This window comes from Mycobacterium sp. E1386 (assembly GCF_001672745.1).
Taxonomy (GTDB): domain Bacteria; phylum Actinomycetota; class Actinomycetes; order Mycobacteriales; family Mycobacteriaceae; genus Mycobacterium.
Genome location: NZ_LZKH01000192.1, coordinates 25,710 through 42,238, shown reverse-complemented (window position 1 = coordinate 42,238; position 16,529 = coordinate 25,710). Strand labels below are relative to the sequence as shown.

Genomic DNA, 16,529 nt, shown 5'->3' with positions numbered 1-16,529 from the left:
CAGCTCGCACTTCTCGGGACCACCCGCGATCCCGACGACACGAGCCCCGGCGGCCTTGGCGAGTTGGCCGGCGACCGACCCGACCGCGCCGGCCGCCGCGGAGACGACGACCGTCTCGCCCGGTCGCGGCTTGCCGATGTCGCGGATCCCGATCCACGCGGTGAGCCCGGTCATCCCGAGCGCACCCAGGTAGGCGCTCGGCGAGATGCCCGCTGCCACGTCCACCGGATTCACCATCGCCGTGTCCGAAAGGACCGCGTACTCCTGCCAGCCGAGCAGGCCCTGCACTTTCTGACCGACCGGATACTTGGAACTCTTGGAGGCGACCACCTCGCCGAGCCCGCCCGCGCGCATCACCTCGCCGATCCCGACCGGAGGCAGGTAGGACGGGGTGTCGTTGATCCACATGCGGTTGGTCGGATCCAGCGAGATCCAGTCGACCCGCACGAGCGCCTGGCCGTCGCCGATCTCGGGCACCGCCTCCTCGCTCAGTGCGAAGGTGTCCGGGCCTATGCGGCCGGTGGGGCGTTCGCGGAGCAGAAAACGGCGGTTTCGATCGGACATAAGCGCACCGTACCCTTCAACCAGGGGGCCGCCGAACGAAAGGTTTTGCGCGGTGAACGTGATGTCGCGAATCGTCGTTGTTCCCGTCGCCGCGCTGACGGTGCTGACAGCGGCCGCCCTGTCGCTGCCCGGGACGGCCGCCGCAGATCCGCCGCCCACCCAGCAGATCACCGTCGTGGCCGTCGGACCCGATGGCCAACCGATGAACGGTTACCACGTGGCGTCCGGACCGGGCAACGTCGGCCAGGCCAGCGAGTGCTCGTCACCGTCACCGTCAGCGCTGGCCGACAACGTCTATTCCTGCTCACCAACCGCGGTGGGCGCCCTCACCTGTTGGCCGTCGACGCCCGGATCGCTGCTGTGCGTGGACAATCCCTGGGACAGGAGCATGCATCGGGTGAACTACGACGGCCCGCTGCCGCCCGTGCAGGCGCCAACCACTCCGGACCCGTTCGCGCTGACTCTCGATGACGGCACGCGCTGCCTGTTCCGCAACGGTGGCGCCTGGGGTGGTCGCGCCGACGGGTATGTCCCGGTCTACGGGTGTGGCCCCGGCGGTGGCGGCAATACCGCGGTGTTGTGGCTGCCCAGCCAGGGCGCCGGGAGTTGCATCGACCGCTCATCATCGGCGTGGACGGTCAAGGTCGGTCAAATCGGCCGAGCCGACACCGTCTATCCACCGCCCCAGACCCGCGCGGTGACGGAAGCATGGTTTGCCGGGGGCAAGGCCGGCCAATAGGGCCTCGGCCGTGCTGCTATAACGCACGTATGTCAGCCCCCAGATACACGATCACCCACGTTTCAGACACCGCCCGCTGGACCGCGTTGCACCGGGCGACCGAAACCGCCCGTCCCGACGCGCTGTTCAGCGACCCGCTCGCCGAGCGCCTCGCGGGCGAGCACGGCCGCGAAATCGTCGCCAACGTCCCACGGTCGACCCGAAACGGCTGGTGGCTCGTCGCGCGCACCAAGATCATCGACGACGCCATCGCCGAAGCGATCGCCGGCGGCTGCGACCGGGTGCTGAACCTGGCCGCCGGTCTGGACACCCGCCCGTATCGGCTGGAGCTTCCGGCCGACTTCACGTGGGTGGAGGCGGACCTACCCGACCTGCTCGCGGAAAAGACGCAGCTCCTTGCCGACGAGGCGCCCCGGTGCCGGCTGACCCGCACCGCCGTCGACCTGGCCGACGCGGCGGCCCGCGACGCCTTCCTGGACGAGGCTCTGCGCGGCGCCACCAAGGCGCTGGTGCTGACCGAGGGCCTGTTGATGTATTTGGAAGACAGCGACGTCGTCGCGCTCTCCGCGGCGATCAAGCGACCCGAGGTCGCCTGGTGGCTGCTCGACTTCGCCGGTCCCGGTCTGAAGAAGATGCTGAACAAGAAGATGGCCGGCATGCTGCAGAACGCGCCGTTCAAGTTCGCACCCGAGAACGGGTTGGCCTATTTCGAAAACCTGGGCTGGCACACCGTCGAAGTCGAGGCGCTCTACCTCGCGGCCCACCGGTTGCATCGCTTGCCGGTGTGGATGCGCCCGCTCGCGTGGCTACCCCAGCCGGACCCGCGGCACCCGGGCGGCAGGGCATGGAGTGCGACCGCCCTGCTCACCCATTGAGCGCGCCTACCAGACGCGGATCCAATCGACGAGCATGTCGGCGGGATAGCTTCCCGGCCCCGGGTCGCCGCCGCCGGACCCGGCCACCGCCAGGTTGAATACCGGGTAGACCGTGTAGCCCGGTCCGTTGAACGGCCAATCCGGCAGCGAGCTCGCCGGCACGTCGAAATACGGCTGGGCCCCTTCGGAATAGTCCTTCCAGAACCGGATGCCGGCCTCGTCCCACTGCGTGCGCCAGGTGTGCCACGCGCTGTCCATCGCGATGTTGTGGGTTTTCCACTCGCCGCCGTTGGCTTTCGCGTGAACGGTGGTGGCCGAGGGCCAACTGCCGTTGCCGTACCACTCCATGACGTCGATCTCACCCTGGTCGTCATTACCCAGCCAGTAGGCGGGCCAGGCGCCCGCAGTCAGGCAATTGAGCTTGATACGGGCTTCCCAGGTATGGCCGACGCCACCCCGCCAGAGGCTTTGGACCTTGCCGCTGTAGTAGGTGGGGCCGTCCTTGGCGGCGCGCAGAACCAGGTTGGAGTTGCCGTCGAGGAAGACGTTGCGACGGTCGTCGCGGTACTGCCCGATGTGCTCGGGCAGCTCCCAATACGTCGGATCCTTGATGGATTCGCGGGCCTTCGCGACCGTCCACTTCGACGAATCCGGCGCCGAGCCGGCGGCTCCGTCGAATTCGTCGTGAAAAATGTAGGTGCCGGTTTGGCCGCTCGGAGTGGCGGGAGCGGGTGCGCGATTCGGGCGGGCCAGGGCCTGCGGCGCAGGCAGCGCGGCAGCGAGCACGCCGATCCCGGTCGTCAACATCATGCGGCGGCGGTCCATCTTGGGCATACGCGGGGACGATAGCAGCCACCGCCGTCCAGACCGAACTCCGAAATCTGTCGGTGCTCGCCGCTAACGTTTCGAATCGCCGGCGGGCCAGCACGGACGGCGGAGTGGTAACGGCGGCAGGATTAGTCGAAATTCATGGCTAATTCTCAACTTGGTGGGTGGTTTGGTCTCAGGATCGGCCGGGCATTCTGAGATCACAAGCCGATAACCACAAGTCGTAGAGTTTTTGCGGGTTGCACTGGGAGGAGTTAACGATCGTGGCGAATTCAACGGGAGCGACGGTTATTTCCCTTCAGTCTCACCCGCGATGGGCTGCGGCTCGGCGTCAGGAGCGCGAACGCCGTGAGGCTATGCGCCGTCATCCCGCTTTCCGCGCCAGCCAGCGTGCCGCGGTCGCCGGTGGCGAGGTCATCCCGCTGATCCGCGACTTCAAGCTCTACTCGAGCACCAACACTTCGGCCTGAACAATTCCGCGCGCAAATTGCGCAAAAGGCGGCCGCGGCGTGGGCTTGCTCGCACACGTAATCGGGCCGCGGAAAACGTTCCGATAACTTCCCCTCTCTCTTGAGGGAGCGCGCGGCTGCCCCCGTTGGGGAGCCACAGCCGGCCGCCCGAATTTTCGGATTGCACCCGTTTACATCATTCCCGCCGTTTACTACCGTGGGTAGTAGAAGTCGTTGGGAGACGCGATGTCGAACAATTCGTTTTCGAGTACAGCGCACCGTCCGCTCACCGCGGCGATGGTCGGGTTCGCCGCCGCGTACGCCCTGCACGCGATCGATCACCTTCGGCGGGGAATGGCGGCCTCGCCGCCGTCGATCATGGTCGGCGGCACGATCCAGGGCATCATCGTGCTGATCGCCGTAGTGCTCGTGGTGCGTCATCACCCGCGGGCTTGCGAGGCGGCGATCGCGGTGGGTTACGGCAGCGCCGCGCTGTTCGTCTATGCCCACGTGCTGCCGACGTTCCTGCCGGACTTTCAGGACAGCTTTACGTCCGGGCCCCGCATCAACGTCACCTGGTTCTCGTGGGTCACCGCGGCCGCCGAGATCGGCGCGGGCCTGGCGCTCGGGTACGTGGGAGTGCGGGCGCGACGGCGTTGGGCCGCGAGCTTGCCGGCACGGGTCGCGTCGCAGGCCTAGGTCGCGCACAACCGCGTCTAGCGATCCGCGCGCCGGATCGGATCAGAGCTTGCCGGCGACGAAGTCGGCCGCCTGGTTGGCCATCCCCGCGTCGATGTACGCACCGGCGAGGTGTTGCGGCCAGTTCGCCTTCCAGGTGTTCGGGTCGGCGGGGTTGCAGATGGGGTCGGCGCCGTGGCACAACTCGATGGTCCGGTCGTTATAGATCGGGCTGAAGTTCGTGATCGGACCGACCCACTGGCTGCCGTTGCCGAAGAGGGCCACGGCAGCGATGTGCTGGTCGGCGCCCGGCGGCAGCGGGCTGTCGAAGCCGAACGCGCTGATGGGCGCCGCGAGGACCACGTCGGTCACCGCCGCGCCGAGCGAGTAGCCGCCGAGCACCAGCCGGCTGTTCGGGCATGTGTTGATCATGTCCTGAACGTGGTGGCTCATGTCGTTGGCACCCTGAGCAACCTCGGTGTCGGCGGGGTAATTCACCGCGTAGACGCCGATGTTCTTGTTGACCTTGGATCGCAGTGCACTGATGAACGCGTTGCCCAGCGCTCCCGGTCCCGGCGATTCCATTCGGCCGCGGGCGAAGACCACCTGTGCCTGTGGGCAGTTCGCGGCCGCGGCGCTGGGCATTACGGACGAGGGGAGCGCAGCGGGCAAAGCGGCCGCGGCCACGATGAGGACCGCCGCCAGGCCGATGTCACCGAGTCTGCGGGGAAACACAGCATGATGGTAAAGCGGTCCCGGCCCGGCCGCTGGGCTTAGGCAAAGCGCCCTCAGTCCGGTCGCCTCGACCACCGTGGGGACGCCAGTGGCGCGAACGATAGGTTCAGCGGATGAGTCACGTCGATGCGAGTGCGCCCGAGCGCCTGTTCGCGCTGGCCGAACAGGTACCAGGGTTCCTGCCCGCCGACGAGGGACGGGCGCTCTACGACGCCGCGCTGCGGTATCTCGACGGCGGCGTCGCCGTCGAGATCGGCACGTATTGCGGCAAATCCACCCTGTTGCTCGGCGCCGCGGCCCAACAAACCGCGGGCGTGCTCTACACGATCGACCACCATCACGGCTCCGAGGAGCACCAGGCCGGCTGGGAGTACCACGACGCCTCGCTGGTCGACGAGGTCACGGGATTGTTCGACACACTGCCGACCTTCCGTCGCACGCTCGATGCCGCGGGGCTGGACGACCACGTCGTCGCCGTCGTGGGCAAGTCGCCGATCGTGGCCTCCGGATGGCGGTCGCCGCTGCGCTTTTTGTTCATCGACGGCGGCCACAGCGAGGCTGCCGCGAACCAGGACTTTGACGGATGGGCGAAGTGGGTGACCGTTGGCGGCGCGCTGGCCATCCACGACGTCTTCCCGGACCCGAGGGACGGCGGCCGACCCCCTTACTACATCTACTGTCGCGCACTCGATTCCGGCCAGTTCCGGGAGGTTTCGGCTACCGGGTCGCTGAGGGTCCTCGAGCGTGTCAGCGGCCAGCCGGGCGAGGCGATCTAGCCGGATTCACGTCAGCGGCCGGGGCCGGCCGAGACGCATTCGCAGTCGAAGTCGGTCTGCAGACCCATCGGCAAGCCCTCGGCACGGAAAATGCCGGCGCCCGCGGTGGTGTTGGACAGCGCGTCCGCGGCGAGGATCATCGCCGCTCCCGTCCACGTGGTGCGCTCCTCGGGCCAGCGTTTCCCATCGGCGAACACCAAACCCGTCCAATAGGAGCCGTCTTCCTCGCGGAGATGCTGCATGGCGCCGAACTGTCGATGGGCGGCGGATCGCTGACCGATGGCGTCCAGCGCCATCACCAGCTCGCATGTCTCGGCGCCGGTGACCCAGGGTCGGTCCACCACACAGCGAATGCCCAGTCCGCCGACCACGAAGTCGTCCCACCGCTGTTCGATTCGCGCGGCCGCCGCGGGCCCGCGCATCGCGCTACCGAGAATGGGGTAGTACCAGTCCATCGAGTAGCGGTCCTTCTCGGTGAACGCCTCGGGATGCGCGGCTATCGCGTGCCCGAGCCGGCCCAGCGCCAGTTCCCACTCCGGCTGCGGCTCGCCGACCAGGGCCGCCAGCGCCAAGGCGCACCGCATGCTGTGAAAGACGCTTGCGCAACCCGTCAGCAGCGCTTCGTCCAAAGGACCGGCTTCACTGCGGGCCCAACAGATCTCGCCATAGCCGACCTGCAAGTCGATGACGAAGTCGATCGCCTTGTGCACGACCGGCCACATCTGAGCGGCGAAGCGCCGGTCGCCGGTGACGAGCACGTGGTGCCAGACGCCGGTGGCGATGTAGGCGCAGAAGTTGCTGTCGCTGTTGGCATCTTCGATGACCCCGGCGCGCAGCTGGATCGGCCATGAGCCATCCGGCCGCTGGGTGCGGCGACTCCATTCGAACGCGGCGCGCGCCGGTTCCAGCAGCCCGGCGGCGGTGAGCGCCATCGCGCACTCCACGTGATCCCACGGGTCGGTGTGACCCCCCTCAGACCAGGGGATGGCCCCGGTGGGTTCCTGCATGGCTGCGATTGACAGCGCGGTTTGACGGCATTGCTCGGGGGTAAGGACGCCCGGGACCGATGGTGGGTTAGACCGACGCAACTGAATATCCCACCGTCGCTTCGCTTTCTGCTTGCGGCTGTTTGACGAAATACATCGCCACACTCTTGCCGACCAGCGGATTGAGTAGCGATTCCGCCAGCTGCGTGATCTTCGGCCGTTGCATCAGGTCCCACACCAGGAGTTGGTGGTACGCCGACACGGCCCGGTGATCGGTGTTAGACACTCCCACAGCGCATTTCAACCACCAGAAGGGGGAATGCAGTGCGTGCGCGTGGTGGGAATGCGTCATTCGCATTCCGCCATCCGAAATCTTGGCGCGCAAATCGCTGGCCCGGTAGATGCGTACGTGGCCGCCCTCGTTGCTGTGGTATTCATCGGACAGCAGCCAACAAACCCGCTCGGGAAGCCATCGCGGCACACTGACGGCCAGGGTGCCGCCGACCTTGAGCACCCTGATCAATTCGGCGATGGCGGCGTCGTCGTGCGGTATGTGTTCCAGGATTTCGGACGCGATCACGCAGTCGAATGTCTCGTCGGCGTACGGCAACTTCAACGCGTCACCGAGGACCACCTTCGCCGATGCGCCGGCGGGCGCCTCACCGCCCTCGGCCATCGCGCGCAAAATGGTGTCCACCGAACGCAATTCGCTCTCATCGCGGTCGAACGCCACGACGTCGGCACCGCGTCGATACGCTTCGAACGCATGCCGGCCGGCTCCGCAGCCGACGTCGATGACCTTCGTCGCCGGTCCCACCCGTAGCCGGTCGAAATCGACTGTCAGCATTGCGCTTCCCCTTCGGGAGCGGCCGGGGCGGCGTTGCGCGCGATCGCCCGCTCATACACCCGGACGGTTTGAGCGGCCACGGCCTCCCAGCTGAACACGTTGACCGCGCGGGTTCGTCCCGCCTTGCCCAGACTCCGTCGCTTCTCCGGCGAATCCAGCAGGTCTCCGAGGGCGCGGGTGAGCGCGTCGACGTCGGCGGGCGGTACCAGCTCGGCGCACGCGCCGTCGGTGCCGAGAACTTCGGGGAGCGCGCCGACCCGACTCGCGACGATCGGAGTCCCGCTGGCCATCGCCTCCACCGCCGGTAGCGAAAACCCTTCGTAGAGCGAGGGAATGCAGGCGACTTCGGCCGAGGCGAACAACGCGGCCAGCTCGGCATCGGAAAGCCCGCTGGTGATGTGGACCATGTCGGAGATGCCGAGCTCGGCGATCAGTTTGTGGGTGGGGCCGTTGGGTTCCACCTTGGCGACCAGCCGCAGCTCGAGATCCCTGCTCGTACGCAGCCGCGCGACGGCGTGCAGCAAGGTGCGCACACCCTTCAGCGGCGTATCGGCACTGGCAATCGCGATGACCCGCCCGGGTTGCCGGGGAAGGGATCCCGGCTTGAACAGTTCGGTGTTCACGCCCAGCGGCACCACGTGCAGCTGGTCGGGCGAAACCCCGAAGTCGCTCACGATGTCGGCGGCCGACGACGACGAAACTGTCAGCAGGTCCGGAATCTGGCGCGCCACTTGCTGCTGCATCGCCAGAAATCCATACCAGCGCTGCACCAACGGCTTTCGCCACCATCGCGCGGCCGCCAGGTCGAGCACGCGGTCACGGGTGATGGGATGGTGCACAGTAGCCACCACGGGCAGTCCCGCGCCCGCGATCGTGAGGAGGCCGGTGCCCAGGCTCTGGTTGTCGTGGACGACGTCGAAGTCGGCCGTCCGGGATGCCAGCAACCGGGCGGCGCGCATGGTGAACGTCCGCGGTTCCGGAAAGCCCGCCGTCCACGTGGTGAGCAGTTCCAACAGGTCGATCGAGTCGCGGATCTCACTGGGCCGTGGCACCCGGAAGGGATCGGGTTCACGGTAGAGGTCAAGGCTCGGCACTTGGGTCAGCCGCACCCGCGGGTCGAGCAGGTCGGGGTAGGGCTGGCCCGAGAACACCTCGACGTCATGACCCAGTTCCACCAGACCGTGGCTGAGATGGCGCACGTAGACGCCCTGTCCGCCGCAATGGGTTTTACTACGGTAGGACAGCAGGGCAATTCGCATACTCAACTCTTCTTTGCTGGTGAATGACCGCGGAATGGCGCCGAATCCATCGCGGTCAACGGGCTCCCGAACCCCGCGACAGCAAACTGGACATGTGTCCAGACTATAGTTCGATCACCTAATCGAGCGCAACGAGCTCGGGCGTCACCGGGTCCCGGGTAAACGGTCTGACGGAATTCCGGCACCCAAAGATCATGCCATTAGGCCCCGAACGGAATTGAACCGTTCGAGCCACCCGCGCGTGCTCCCAGGTATAGGAAGCTATACCCAGCTCGGGATGAGGAGTGGCCGTGGGTGCCGTGTTGAAACCGCGTTACGACGTCATCGTGTGTGGCGCCGGGTCCACGGGGTCGGTCGTCGCCGCCCGCCTCGAGTAGCAGCACCTTCACGTCCGGGTTCTCCGCCAGGCGGGCGGCTCCGACGACCTGCCGGCGGTGAAGGAAGCCGGCCAATGGCCGTCCAACCTGGGAAGCGACCGCGACTGGGGCTTCGCCGCCGAACCCGACCCGCGCCTGCACGGGCGCTCCATCCCGTTCTCGATGGGCAAAGTGCTGGGCGGCGGGTCGAGCATCAACTTGATGGTGTGGTCGCGCGGACACCGCGGCGACTGGGACCACTTCGCCGCCGAATCGGGCGAGCCCGCGTGGGCGTACGCGCGGGTCTTGGAACTGTATCGGCAACTCGAGGACTGGCAGGGCACAGGCGAGCCGGATCATCGTGGCAGGGGAGGACCGGTGTTCGTCGAGCAGGCCGCCGGCCATCCGCTTGGACCGGCGGTCTTGGACGCGGCGCGGGCTCACGGCATCCCCACCTACCAGAGTCCGAACGGCCGCTTGATGGAGAATGCGCGCGGCGCCGCTGTTGCCGACCTACGCAGCCGCAACGGCAGGCGCGAGTCCGTGTTCCGCACCTACGCCGGCCCGGTGCTGGGCCGGCCGAACCTGACGGTGTTGCCGCACGCGATGGTCACCCGCGTCATCTTCGAAGCCGACCGGGCGATGGGCATCGAAGTCTTGCATGCGGGTGCGGTTCATCAGGTGGCCGCCGAGGCGGAGGTCGTTTTGTCACTCGGCGCGATACATACCCCCAAGGTGCTGATGCAGTCCGGCGTGGGCGACGCGCAGGAATTGCGGCGTGTCGGAATCGCCGTCCGCCGGCACCTACCCGGCGTCGGACGCAATTTCCAGGATCATTTCGGGTTCGACTGCGTGTGGGAGTTTCCGGATTCGGTGCAGGGCAGCACCCAGGTTGCGGCGACGATGTTCTGGGACTCGGGAGCGGCCGATGTTCAGGGACCCGACCTCTTCGCCTGCTTGGGCCCCTTCCCCAAGGCGACCCCGGAGAACGCCGCGAGATACGGCCTGCCGGCCAACAGTTGGATTCTGTTCGGCTCCCCAACTCACCCCACGAGCCGCGGGCGCCTGCGGTTGTCGGGGCCGAACGCGGCCGACCCGATCCGCATCGAGGCGAACGCGCTGTCGAACCCCGACGACCTCAAGGCCGCGATCGCCTGCATCGAGACGCTGCGCGAAATCGGCAACTCCGCCGAACTGCGCCCGTTCGTCGCACGCGAAGTCATGCCGGGTGACCTCTCGGGCGCCGAACTCGATGATTACCTGCGTTATGCCGTGACCACTTACTGGCACGAATCGGGGACGGCGAAGATGGGTCGTGACCCCGCGTCGGTGGTTGACGGACGCCTGAAGGTGTACGGCATCGAGAACCTGCGCGTCGCCGACGCATCGATCATGCCGCGAATTACGAGCGGCAACACCATGGCTCCCTGTGTGGTGATCGGAGAGCGCGCCGCACAGTTCATCAAGGCCGAGCACCGGCTTTGAGCTGTTTGTTACCATCGCGCGGTGCAGGGTTCGGCTGCATCAGGTGAATGCCGCGGGCGGCGATCGGCTTCGCGACGCGACGTTCTGAAACTTGCCCTGGCGCCGGCTTTCCTCAGCTTCGTGACGTCGGCCGCCAGCTCCACCGCGCCAACGGCATCCGCCGCCGACATACGGCTGATCGACTTCGCCGAGCGCAGGATTTCCCCGGACGAGATCAAATCCGCGGGCTATGCCGGGGTGGTGAATTACGTTTCCGAGTCGCGGCCGGGCGCGAATTTCGAGGCCAAGCCGATCACCCGCGAGTACGCCGACGCGCTGCGCGCGGCGGGCCTGCAGATCGTCAGCAATTTCCAGTACGGCAAACCGGGGTGGCCGGACCCGTCGGACTACACCCGCGGCCACGACGGCGGGGTGGCGGATGCCCAGACGGCGCAACGGCTGCACGCCGCGGCCGGGGGCCCGGCGTCGGCCCCGATATTCTTCAGCGTCGACGACGACATCGACGAGAACACCTGGAACAGCATTGCGGTGCAATGGTTTCGGGGGATCAACTCCGCACTGGGCGTGGGCCGCACCGGCATCTATGGGCATGCCAATGCGTGCGGCTGGGCGATCCGGGACGGCGTCGTCGGGAACTCGACCACGCCCGGGCATCGGTGGGCGTGGCAGACCAAGTCGTGGTCACACGGCGCTCGTGAACCCGCGGCGGTGCTCTACCAGGCGGTGGTCAACAGCCCCGCCAACCCCAGCCCGCTCCTCGGCGGGATCAACGTGGACATCGACGAGGTGTTGGCCGCCGACTACGGCCAGTGGGACTTCGCGCGCTGACCTAACGCACGGCGCCCCGCGAGCCCATGGCCCGCGGGGCGCCGCTTGGTATCCGGGTGTTACTTCAGATCGAACCGGTCGTTGTTCATGACCTTGACCCACGCCGCGACGAAGTCCTCGACGAACTTCCCCTGATTGTCGTCCTGGGCGTAGACCTCGGCCAGCCCGCGCAGCACCGAATTCGACCCGAACACAAGGTCATTCGCGGTCGCGGTCCACTTGATCGCACCCGAGGCCCGGTCGCGGCCCTCGTAGACGTTCTCCGCGGTCTCCGACGGCTTCCACTCGGTACCCATGTCGAGCAGGTTGACGAAGAAGTCGTTGGTCAACGCTCCGGGCCGGTCGGTGAACACCCCGTGCTTGGTGCCGCCGTGGTTGGCGCCGAGCGCACGCAGGCCGCCGATGAGCACCGTCGTCTCCGGGGCGGTCACACCGAGTAGGTACGCCCGCTCCATCAGCAGGTGCTCCAGGGGAGCCTTCTCTCCCGCACGGACGTAGTTGCGGAAGCCGTCGGCCCGCGGCTCGAGCACCGCGAACGACTCCACATCCGTGTTCTCCTGGGAGGCGTCGGTGCGCCCCGGCGCGAAGTGCACCGAGATCTCGTAGCCGGCGTCCTTCGCCGCCTTTTCGACCGCCGCGGATCCCGCCAGCACGATCAGATCGGCCAGCGAGATCTTCTTGCCGCCCGATGCCGAGCCGTTGAAGTCCTGCTGGATCTTCTCCAGCACGGGCAACACCTTGTCCAGCTCGGAGGGCTCGTTGCACTCCCAGTTCCGTTGCGGCTCCAGGCGCAACCGCGCCCCGTTGGCGCCACCGCGCTTGTCGGTGTTGCGGTAGCTCCCGGCCGCCGACCAGGCGGTCTTGACCAGCTGGGGAACGGACAGGCCCGCCCCGAGGACCTTGGTCTTCAGCTCAGCGACGTCGTTCTCGTCGACCAGCTCGTGGTCGACGGCCGGAACCGGGTCCTGCCAGAGCTGCGGCTCGGGAATCCACGGGCCGAGGTAGCGGCTGATCGGTCCCATGTCGCGGTGCAGCAGCTTGTACCAGGCCTTGGCGAACGCCTCGGTCAGCTCCTCGGGGTGGTCCAGCCAGCGCCGCGTGATGTCGCGATAAATCGGGGACTCGCGCATCGAGATGTCGGTGACCAGCATCGTCGGCGCCCGGCCCGGCCCGCCGAACGGATCGGGGATGGTCCCGGCGCCGGCGCCGTCCTTGGCGACGAACTGCCAGGCATCACCGGGGCTCTTGGTGAGCTCCCACTCGTAGCCGTACAGCGTCTCCAGGAAGGTGTTGTCCCACTGGGTCGGGGTCGGCGTCCAGACCACCTCCAGGCCGCTGGTGATGGCGTCCTTGCCAACGCCGGTGCCATACGAGCTCTTCCAGCCCAGCCCCTGCTGTTCGATCGGGGCGGCCTCGGGCTCGGGTCCGACCAGATCGCCACTGCCGGCGCCGTGGGTCTTGCCGAAGCTGTGCCCGCCGACGATGAGCGCGGCCGTCTCCTCGTCGTTCATCGCCATACGGCCGAACGTCTCGCGGATGTCGATCGCCGCGGCGATGGGATCCGGCTTGCCTTCGGGCCCTTCGGGATTGACGTAGATCAGACCCATCGTCGTCGCCCCGTAGGGCTGGGCGAGGTCGCGCTCGCCGGAGTACCGCTTGTCGGTGCCCAGCCAGGTGTCCTCCTCGCCCCACAGGATTTCTTCCGGCTCGAAGACGTCTTCGCGGCCGAACGCGAAGCCGAAGGTCTTGAACCCCATCGATTCCAGGGCGCAGTTACCCGCGAAGATGATCAGGTCCGCCCAGGAGATCTTGTTGCCGTACTTCTTCTTCACCGGCCACAGCAGCCGGCGGGCCTTGTCCAGGCTCACGTTGTCCGGCCAGCTGTTGAGCGGGGCGAACCGCTGCATGCCCTGGCCGCCGCCGCCCCTGCCGTCGAAGATGCGGTACGTGCCGGCCGCGTGCCAGCTCATCCGGATGAAAAGGCCGCCATAGTGGCCGTAGTCGGCGGGCCACCAGTCCTGCGAGGTGGTCATCACCGAGATGACGTCTCGCTTCAGCGCCTCGACATCGAGCTTGGCGAACTCCTCGGCGTAGTTCCAGTCCTCGCCGTAGGGGGTCGATTTCGGGTTGTGGGGCTGCAGCATCGACGGGTCGACCTGATCCGGCCACCAGTCGCGGTTGGTCAGCGGCCCGCGCGCCTTCGGTTCGGGCGAGGAGATCGCGGGGTTTTCGCTCTCGCTCCTGCTGGCCGTCTTGGAGTCGTCGTGCGGCGGCCGGCTTTCGGATATATCTGACACAGCAATCCTTCCTTGGTGATTGGGCTGCGATCTAGGGACCTGCAGTCGAACAGTCGGGGCACACGCCCCAATAGATGACCTCGGCCTCGTCCAAGACGAAGCCGTCCAGAACGTCGTTGTCGTCAGACGGTGTGAGGCAGGGCGCCTCACCGACCGCACAGTCGATGTCGGCGATGACGCCGCAGGACCGGCACACGACGTGGTGGTGGTTGTCGCCGACTCGCGACTCGTAGCGGGCGACCGACCCGGACGGCTGGATCCGGCGCACCAGACCCACCGTGCTCAGCGCGTTGAGGACGTCGTACACGGCCTGGCGGGAGACATCGGGCAGCCCCACGCGCACCGCGGAGAAGATGGTCTCGGTGTCCGAATGCGGATGAGCGTCCACCGCCTCCAGCACGGCGATCCTCGGTCGGGTCACCCGGAGATCGGCCATCCGCAGTCGCTCCGCGTAATCGGCCGTCGATGACACCGCACCAATATGACGCACTTATCTGGAACGAGTCAAGAGTTTACTGTGAAGTGGCGCACAACTCACGGTGACGAATGAGCTACATCACGCGATTCTAGGTTGGCTTTAGCGCGCTGCCTTTGCGCCAGTCGTCCCAACTGATCGTCCAGTCGCCGTTCTGCGCCAGTGTCAACGGGGGGCCGCCGCTGTTGCGGACCTCGACCACATCACCCGGCACGGAGAAGTCGTAGAACCATTTCGCATTGTCGGCGTTGAGGTTCAGGCATCCGTGCGAGGTGTCCCGATGGCCCTGGGCCCAGACCGTGGCATCGAGCTCATGCAGATAGATGCCGTCGGTGCTGATCTTGGTGGCCCAGTTGATGGTTTCGCGGTAGCCCAGGCGGGAGTTCTTGGGCAGCCCGAACGTGGAGGAGTCCATCACGACGGGGTTGCCCTTGTCGAGCACGGTGTAGACGCCCGGGGGAGTCCACAGCGAGATGCTCTTGCCGCCGACGTTTTCGGTCCCGCCCATCCCCATCGAGGTGGGCATCGTGCGGACCAGGGCGCCGTTGTTGAAGACGCTGACCTGATGGGTCGCGTCGTCGGCGATGGAGACGTGGGCGTCGCCGATCCGGAACGACGCCTTGGTGTCGTCTTGCCCGAATAGGCCGTTACCCAAAGCGATTCCATAAATCTTGGCCTCGGCCGTGACGGTCGTGCCCGGCGCGTAGTAGTGCTCCGGGCGCCAGTGGGCGTTCTGGTCGTCGACCCAGTACCACGACCCCTCCACCTTGGGGTCGGTGGTCACCGCCAGATGCCGCTCCGCTTCGGCACGGTCGGCGATCTGCTCGTCGAAGTGGGCGACGATCACCATCCCGACGCCATAGGTCCCGCCGTCTTTGAGGGCGGCCTCCGACGTGGTGGTGAACGAAACCTTGGTCTGGTTAGACGGCTTCAGCGTCGAAAAGGACGAAACTTGCGTCGAGGCAACGCCATTGGGGCCCCGGCTGGTGACCGTCAGGGTGTAGGTGCGGCCATAGCCCAGGGGGACGGTGGGCTTCCATACGGTGCTATCCGGTGTCATGACGCCCTGCACGGACTTGCCGCTCTCGTTGACCATGCGGACCTCGGTCAGCGTCCCGGCGTCCGCCTTGACCATCACCTGTGCGAGCGGGTCCACGTCGCGCGCATCGGGGCCCGGCGTGATCGTGACCTGTGCCGGTCCAGCGGGTTTCGACGATGAGTTGCGATGACCGCAGCCACCTAGGGATGCCGCAACCAGGACCACGCCCATAACTGCGGCGACCACGAGCAGTAATCGCCGCAGCCCGCCGCTCCTGGGGATCCGGCGAACGGACCGGTCACTGGTCTTGGACATCATTGAGCTATCGGATCCTTGCGTTCTGTTGGGTGCCGGGTCGAATCGCTGCCCAGGCGGCCATGTTGTCCATCAGATGCCACGGACGTGCGGTTTTTAAACCGACCGGCGCACGGGCGAGGATCATGGCGGCATGGTCGACGACGAACTCGACAGTCTGTATTCGGCGCCGCCGAAGGATTTCACCGCGCAACGCACCAAGTTGGCCGCGGCGGCCAAGCGCCGGGGCGACGACGCCGGAGCCAAGCGGATTTCCGCGGCCAACAAACCCACCACCGCGGCATGGATCGTCAACCGGCTCGCGCTGCGCCACGCCGACACCAAACGGCGCCTGACCGACCTGGGCGACCGCCTGCGCGCCGCGCACGCGGCGATGGACGGCGCGCGTATCCGGGACCTGTCCGCCGAACAGCACCAGCTCGTCGGCGAGCTCACCCGAGCCGCTCTGCAAGCCGCCGATGTCAGCAACCCATCCTCGGCGGTGCGCGACGACGTCACCAGCACGCTGCAAGCGGCCATCGCCGACCCCGAGGTCAGGGACCGGCTCGGCCGGCTGGCCCGGCCCGAGCAGTGGTCGGGTTTCGGCGACTTCGGCGCCGCGGCACCCGTGACGGCCGCCCGGGCAGGGCGGGCGAAGGAGCGGTCCGCGCCGGCGCGGCCACAGCCGGCGAAACAGCCCGTGCGCGACGCCGCAGCGCAGCGGCGGCTCGAGACACTGACCGCAGCCGTGACAGCCGCTGAGCGCGAGCAGGCCGACGCCGAGGCCACACTCTCCGAGCGCCGGGCGGAGCGGGCCGCGGCCCGGCAGCGCCACGAGGAGGCGCTTGCGGCTCTGCGTGTCGCCGAGCGCGAACTCGAACGCGCCGAAGCGCACTACGAGCGGGCCAAGCACGCCGGCCGCGCCGCGGCAGAAACGGTCAAAGAGGCGAAAGCGCAGTTGAAGCGGGGCTGACAGGGTCCGCCGAAGCGCGGTGGTGTTTCCATGTGTGCAGCCGGGG

14 protein-coding genes and 2 pseudogenes are annotated in these 16,529 nt (G+C 67.3%); 7 read left to right on the top strand and 9 right to left on the bottom strand.

Annotated features, from left to right (window positions below; genetic code table 11):
- Positions 1 to 564, bottom strand: a pseudogene (locus A5709_RS19610) (NADP-dependent oxidoreductase); the annotation flags it as partial.
- Between the two features lie 52 nt (positions 565 to 616).
- On the opposite strand from A5709_RS19610, the gene A5709_RS19605 reads away from it, so the two are divergent.
- Together A5709_RS19605 and A5709_RS19600 are read left to right on the top strand one after the other, a co-directional pair.
- Positions 617 to 1,303: a hypothetical protein gene (locus A5709_RS19605; RefSeq protein WP_068121785.1), complete on the top strand. Its 687-nt coding sequence runs from the start codon at positions 617 to 619 to the stop codon at positions 1,301 to 1,303.
- Between the two features lie 29 nt (positions 1,304 to 1,332).
- On the top strand, positions 1,333 to 2,178 hold the full coding sequence (locus tag A5709_RS19600; RefSeq protein WP_068012006.1) for an SAM-dependent methyltransferase: 846 nt from the start codon (positions 1,333 to 1,335) through the stop codon (positions 2,176 to 2,178).
- Positions 2,179 to 2,184: 6 nt separating this feature from the next.
- Here A5709_RS19600 and A5709_RS19595 read toward each other — a convergent pair whose 3' ends face one another.
- A complete protein-coding gene (locus tag A5709_RS19595; RefSeq protein WP_068121784.1) occupies positions 2,185 to 3,012 on the bottom strand; it encodes a family 16 glycosylhydrolase in 828 nt (275 codons plus the stop codon).
- A gap of 689 nt (positions 3,013 to 3,701) precedes the next feature.
- Between A5709_RS19595 and A5709_RS28935 the strand changes: the two genes are divergently transcribed.
- Positions 3,702 to 4,154 (top strand): hypothetical protein, encoded by a 453-nt coding sequence (locus A5709_RS28935; protein WP_231987010.1) that lies wholly within the window; start codon positions 3,702 to 3,704, stop codon positions 4,152 to 4,154.
- Positions 4,155 to 4,196: 42 nt separating this feature from the next.
- Here the strand turns inward: A5709_RS28935 and A5709_RS19585 are convergent, their stop codons facing one another.
- Entirely contained in the window at positions 4,197 to 4,868 is a 672-nt protein-coding gene (locus A5709_RS19585) for a cutinase family protein (RefSeq protein WP_068121781.1), read from the bottom strand.
- Positions 4,869 to 4,981: 113 nt separating this feature from the next.
- On the opposite strand from A5709_RS19585, the gene A5709_RS19580 reads away from it, so the two are divergent.
- Positions 4,982 to 5,644, top strand: coding sequence for a class I SAM-dependent methyltransferase (locus tag A5709_RS19580; RefSeq protein WP_068121780.1), 663 nt, complete (start codon positions 4,982 to 4,984; stop codon positions 5,642 to 5,644).
- An 11-nt stretch (positions 5,645 to 5,655) separates the two neighbouring features.
- Here A5709_RS19580 and A5709_RS19575 read toward each other — a convergent pair whose 3' ends face one another.
- Genes A5709_RS19575 through A5709_RS19565 form a run of 3 tightly spaced genes read right to left on the bottom strand, consistent with a single transcriptional unit; the run spans position 5,656 to position 8,736 of the window.
- A complete protein-coding gene (locus tag A5709_RS19575; RefSeq protein WP_067950833.1) occupies positions 5,656 to 6,732 on the bottom strand; it encodes a prenyltransferase in 1,077 nt (358 codons plus the stop codon).
- Positions 6,719 to 7,477: a class I SAM-dependent methyltransferase gene (locus A5709_RS19570; RefSeq protein ID WP_068121777.1), complete on the bottom strand. Its 759-nt coding sequence runs from the start codon at positions 7,475 to 7,477 to the stop codon at positions 6,719 to 6,721. Before A5709_RS19570 ends, A5709_RS19575 begins: the two co-directional genes overlap by 14 nt.
- A complete protein-coding gene (locus A5709_RS19565) occupies positions 7,471 to 8,736 on the bottom strand; it encodes a glycosyltransferase family 4 protein (RefSeq protein WP_067950837.1) in 1,266 nt (421 codons plus the stop codon). Before A5709_RS19565 ends, A5709_RS19570 begins: the two co-directional genes overlap by 7 nt.
- 290 nt (positions 8,737 to 9,026) lie before the next feature.
- Between A5709_RS19565 and A5709_RS19560 the strand changes: the two are divergent.
- Positions 9,027 to 10,577: pseudogene (locus A5709_RS19560) on the top strand (GMC family oxidoreductase).
- Positions 10,578 to 10,598: 21 nt separating this feature from the next.
- Entirely contained in the window at positions 10,599 to 11,405 is an 807-nt protein-coding gene (locus A5709_RS19555; RefSeq protein WP_068121773.1) for a DUF1906 domain-containing protein, read from the top strand.
- 59 nt (positions 11,406 to 11,464) lie between these two features.
- Here the strand turns inward: A5709_RS19555 and katG are convergent, their stop codons facing one another.
- From katG to A5709_RS19540, 3 genes are all read right to left on the bottom strand, one after another.
- On the bottom strand, positions 11,465 to 13,708 hold the full coding sequence (katG, locus tag A5709_RS19550) for a catalase/peroxidase HPI (protein WP_369827381.1): 2,244 nt from the start codon (positions 13,706 to 13,708) through the stop codon (positions 11,465 to 11,467).
- Between the two features lie 25 nt (positions 13,709 to 13,733).
- Positions 13,734 to 14,174, bottom strand: coding sequence for a Fur family transcriptional regulator (locus tag A5709_RS19545; protein ID WP_067950843.1), 441 nt, complete (start codon positions 14,172 to 14,174; stop codon positions 13,734 to 13,736).
- A 94-nt stretch (positions 14,175 to 14,268) separates the two neighbouring features.
- Positions 14,269 to 15,447, bottom strand: coding sequence for an Ig-like domain-containing protein (locus tag A5709_RS19540; RefSeq protein ID WP_369827380.1), 1,179 nt, complete (start codon positions 15,445 to 15,447; stop codon positions 14,269 to 14,271).
- A 217-nt stretch (positions 15,448 to 15,664) separates the two neighbouring features.
- On the opposite strand from A5709_RS19540, the gene A5709_RS19535 reads away from it, so the two are divergent.
- Complete coding sequence (locus A5709_RS19535) at positions 15,665 to 16,483, top strand: hypothetical protein (RefSeq protein ID WP_068121764.1); 819 nt, start codon at positions 15,665 to 15,667, stop codon at positions 16,481 to 16,483.
- Positions 16,484 to 16,529 lie beyond the last annotated feature (46 nt).

What these genes read in the sequence shown, in the direction of transcription:
- A5709_RS19600 (WP_068012006.1), top strand. Translation starts at nt 1,333, where the DNA reads ATGTCAGCCCCCAGATACACGATCACCCACGTTTCAGACACCGCCCGC.
- A5709_RS19595 (WP_068121784.1), bottom strand. Translation starts at nt 3,012, where the DNA reads ATGCCCAAGATGGACCGCCGCCGCATGATGTTGACGACCGGGATCGGC.
- A5709_RS28935 (WP_231987010.1), top strand. Translation starts at nt 3,702, where the DNA reads ATGTCGAACAATTCGTTTTCGAGTACAGCGCACCGTCCGCTCACCGCG.
- A5709_RS19580 (WP_068121780.1), top strand. Translation starts at nt 4,982, where the DNA reads ATGAGTCACGTCGATGCGAGTGCGCCCGAGCGCCTGTTCGCGCTGGCC.
- A5709_RS19570 (WP_068121777.1), bottom strand. Translation starts at nt 7,477, where the DNA reads ATGCTGACAGTCGATTTCGACCGGCTACGGGTGGGACCGGCGACGAAG.
- A5709_RS19565 (WP_067950837.1), bottom strand. Translation starts at nt 8,736, where the DNA reads ATGCGAATTGCCCTGCTGTCCTACCGTAGTAAAACCCATTGCGGCGGA.
- A5709_RS19540 (WP_369827380.1), bottom strand. Translation starts at nt 15,447, where the DNA reads ATGGGCGTGGTCCTGGTTGCGGCATCCCTAGGTGGCTGCGGTCATCGC.
- A5709_RS19535 (WP_068121764.1), top strand. Translation starts at nt 15,665, where the DNA reads ATGGTCGACGACGAACTCGACAGTCTGTATTCGGCGCCGCCGAAGGAT.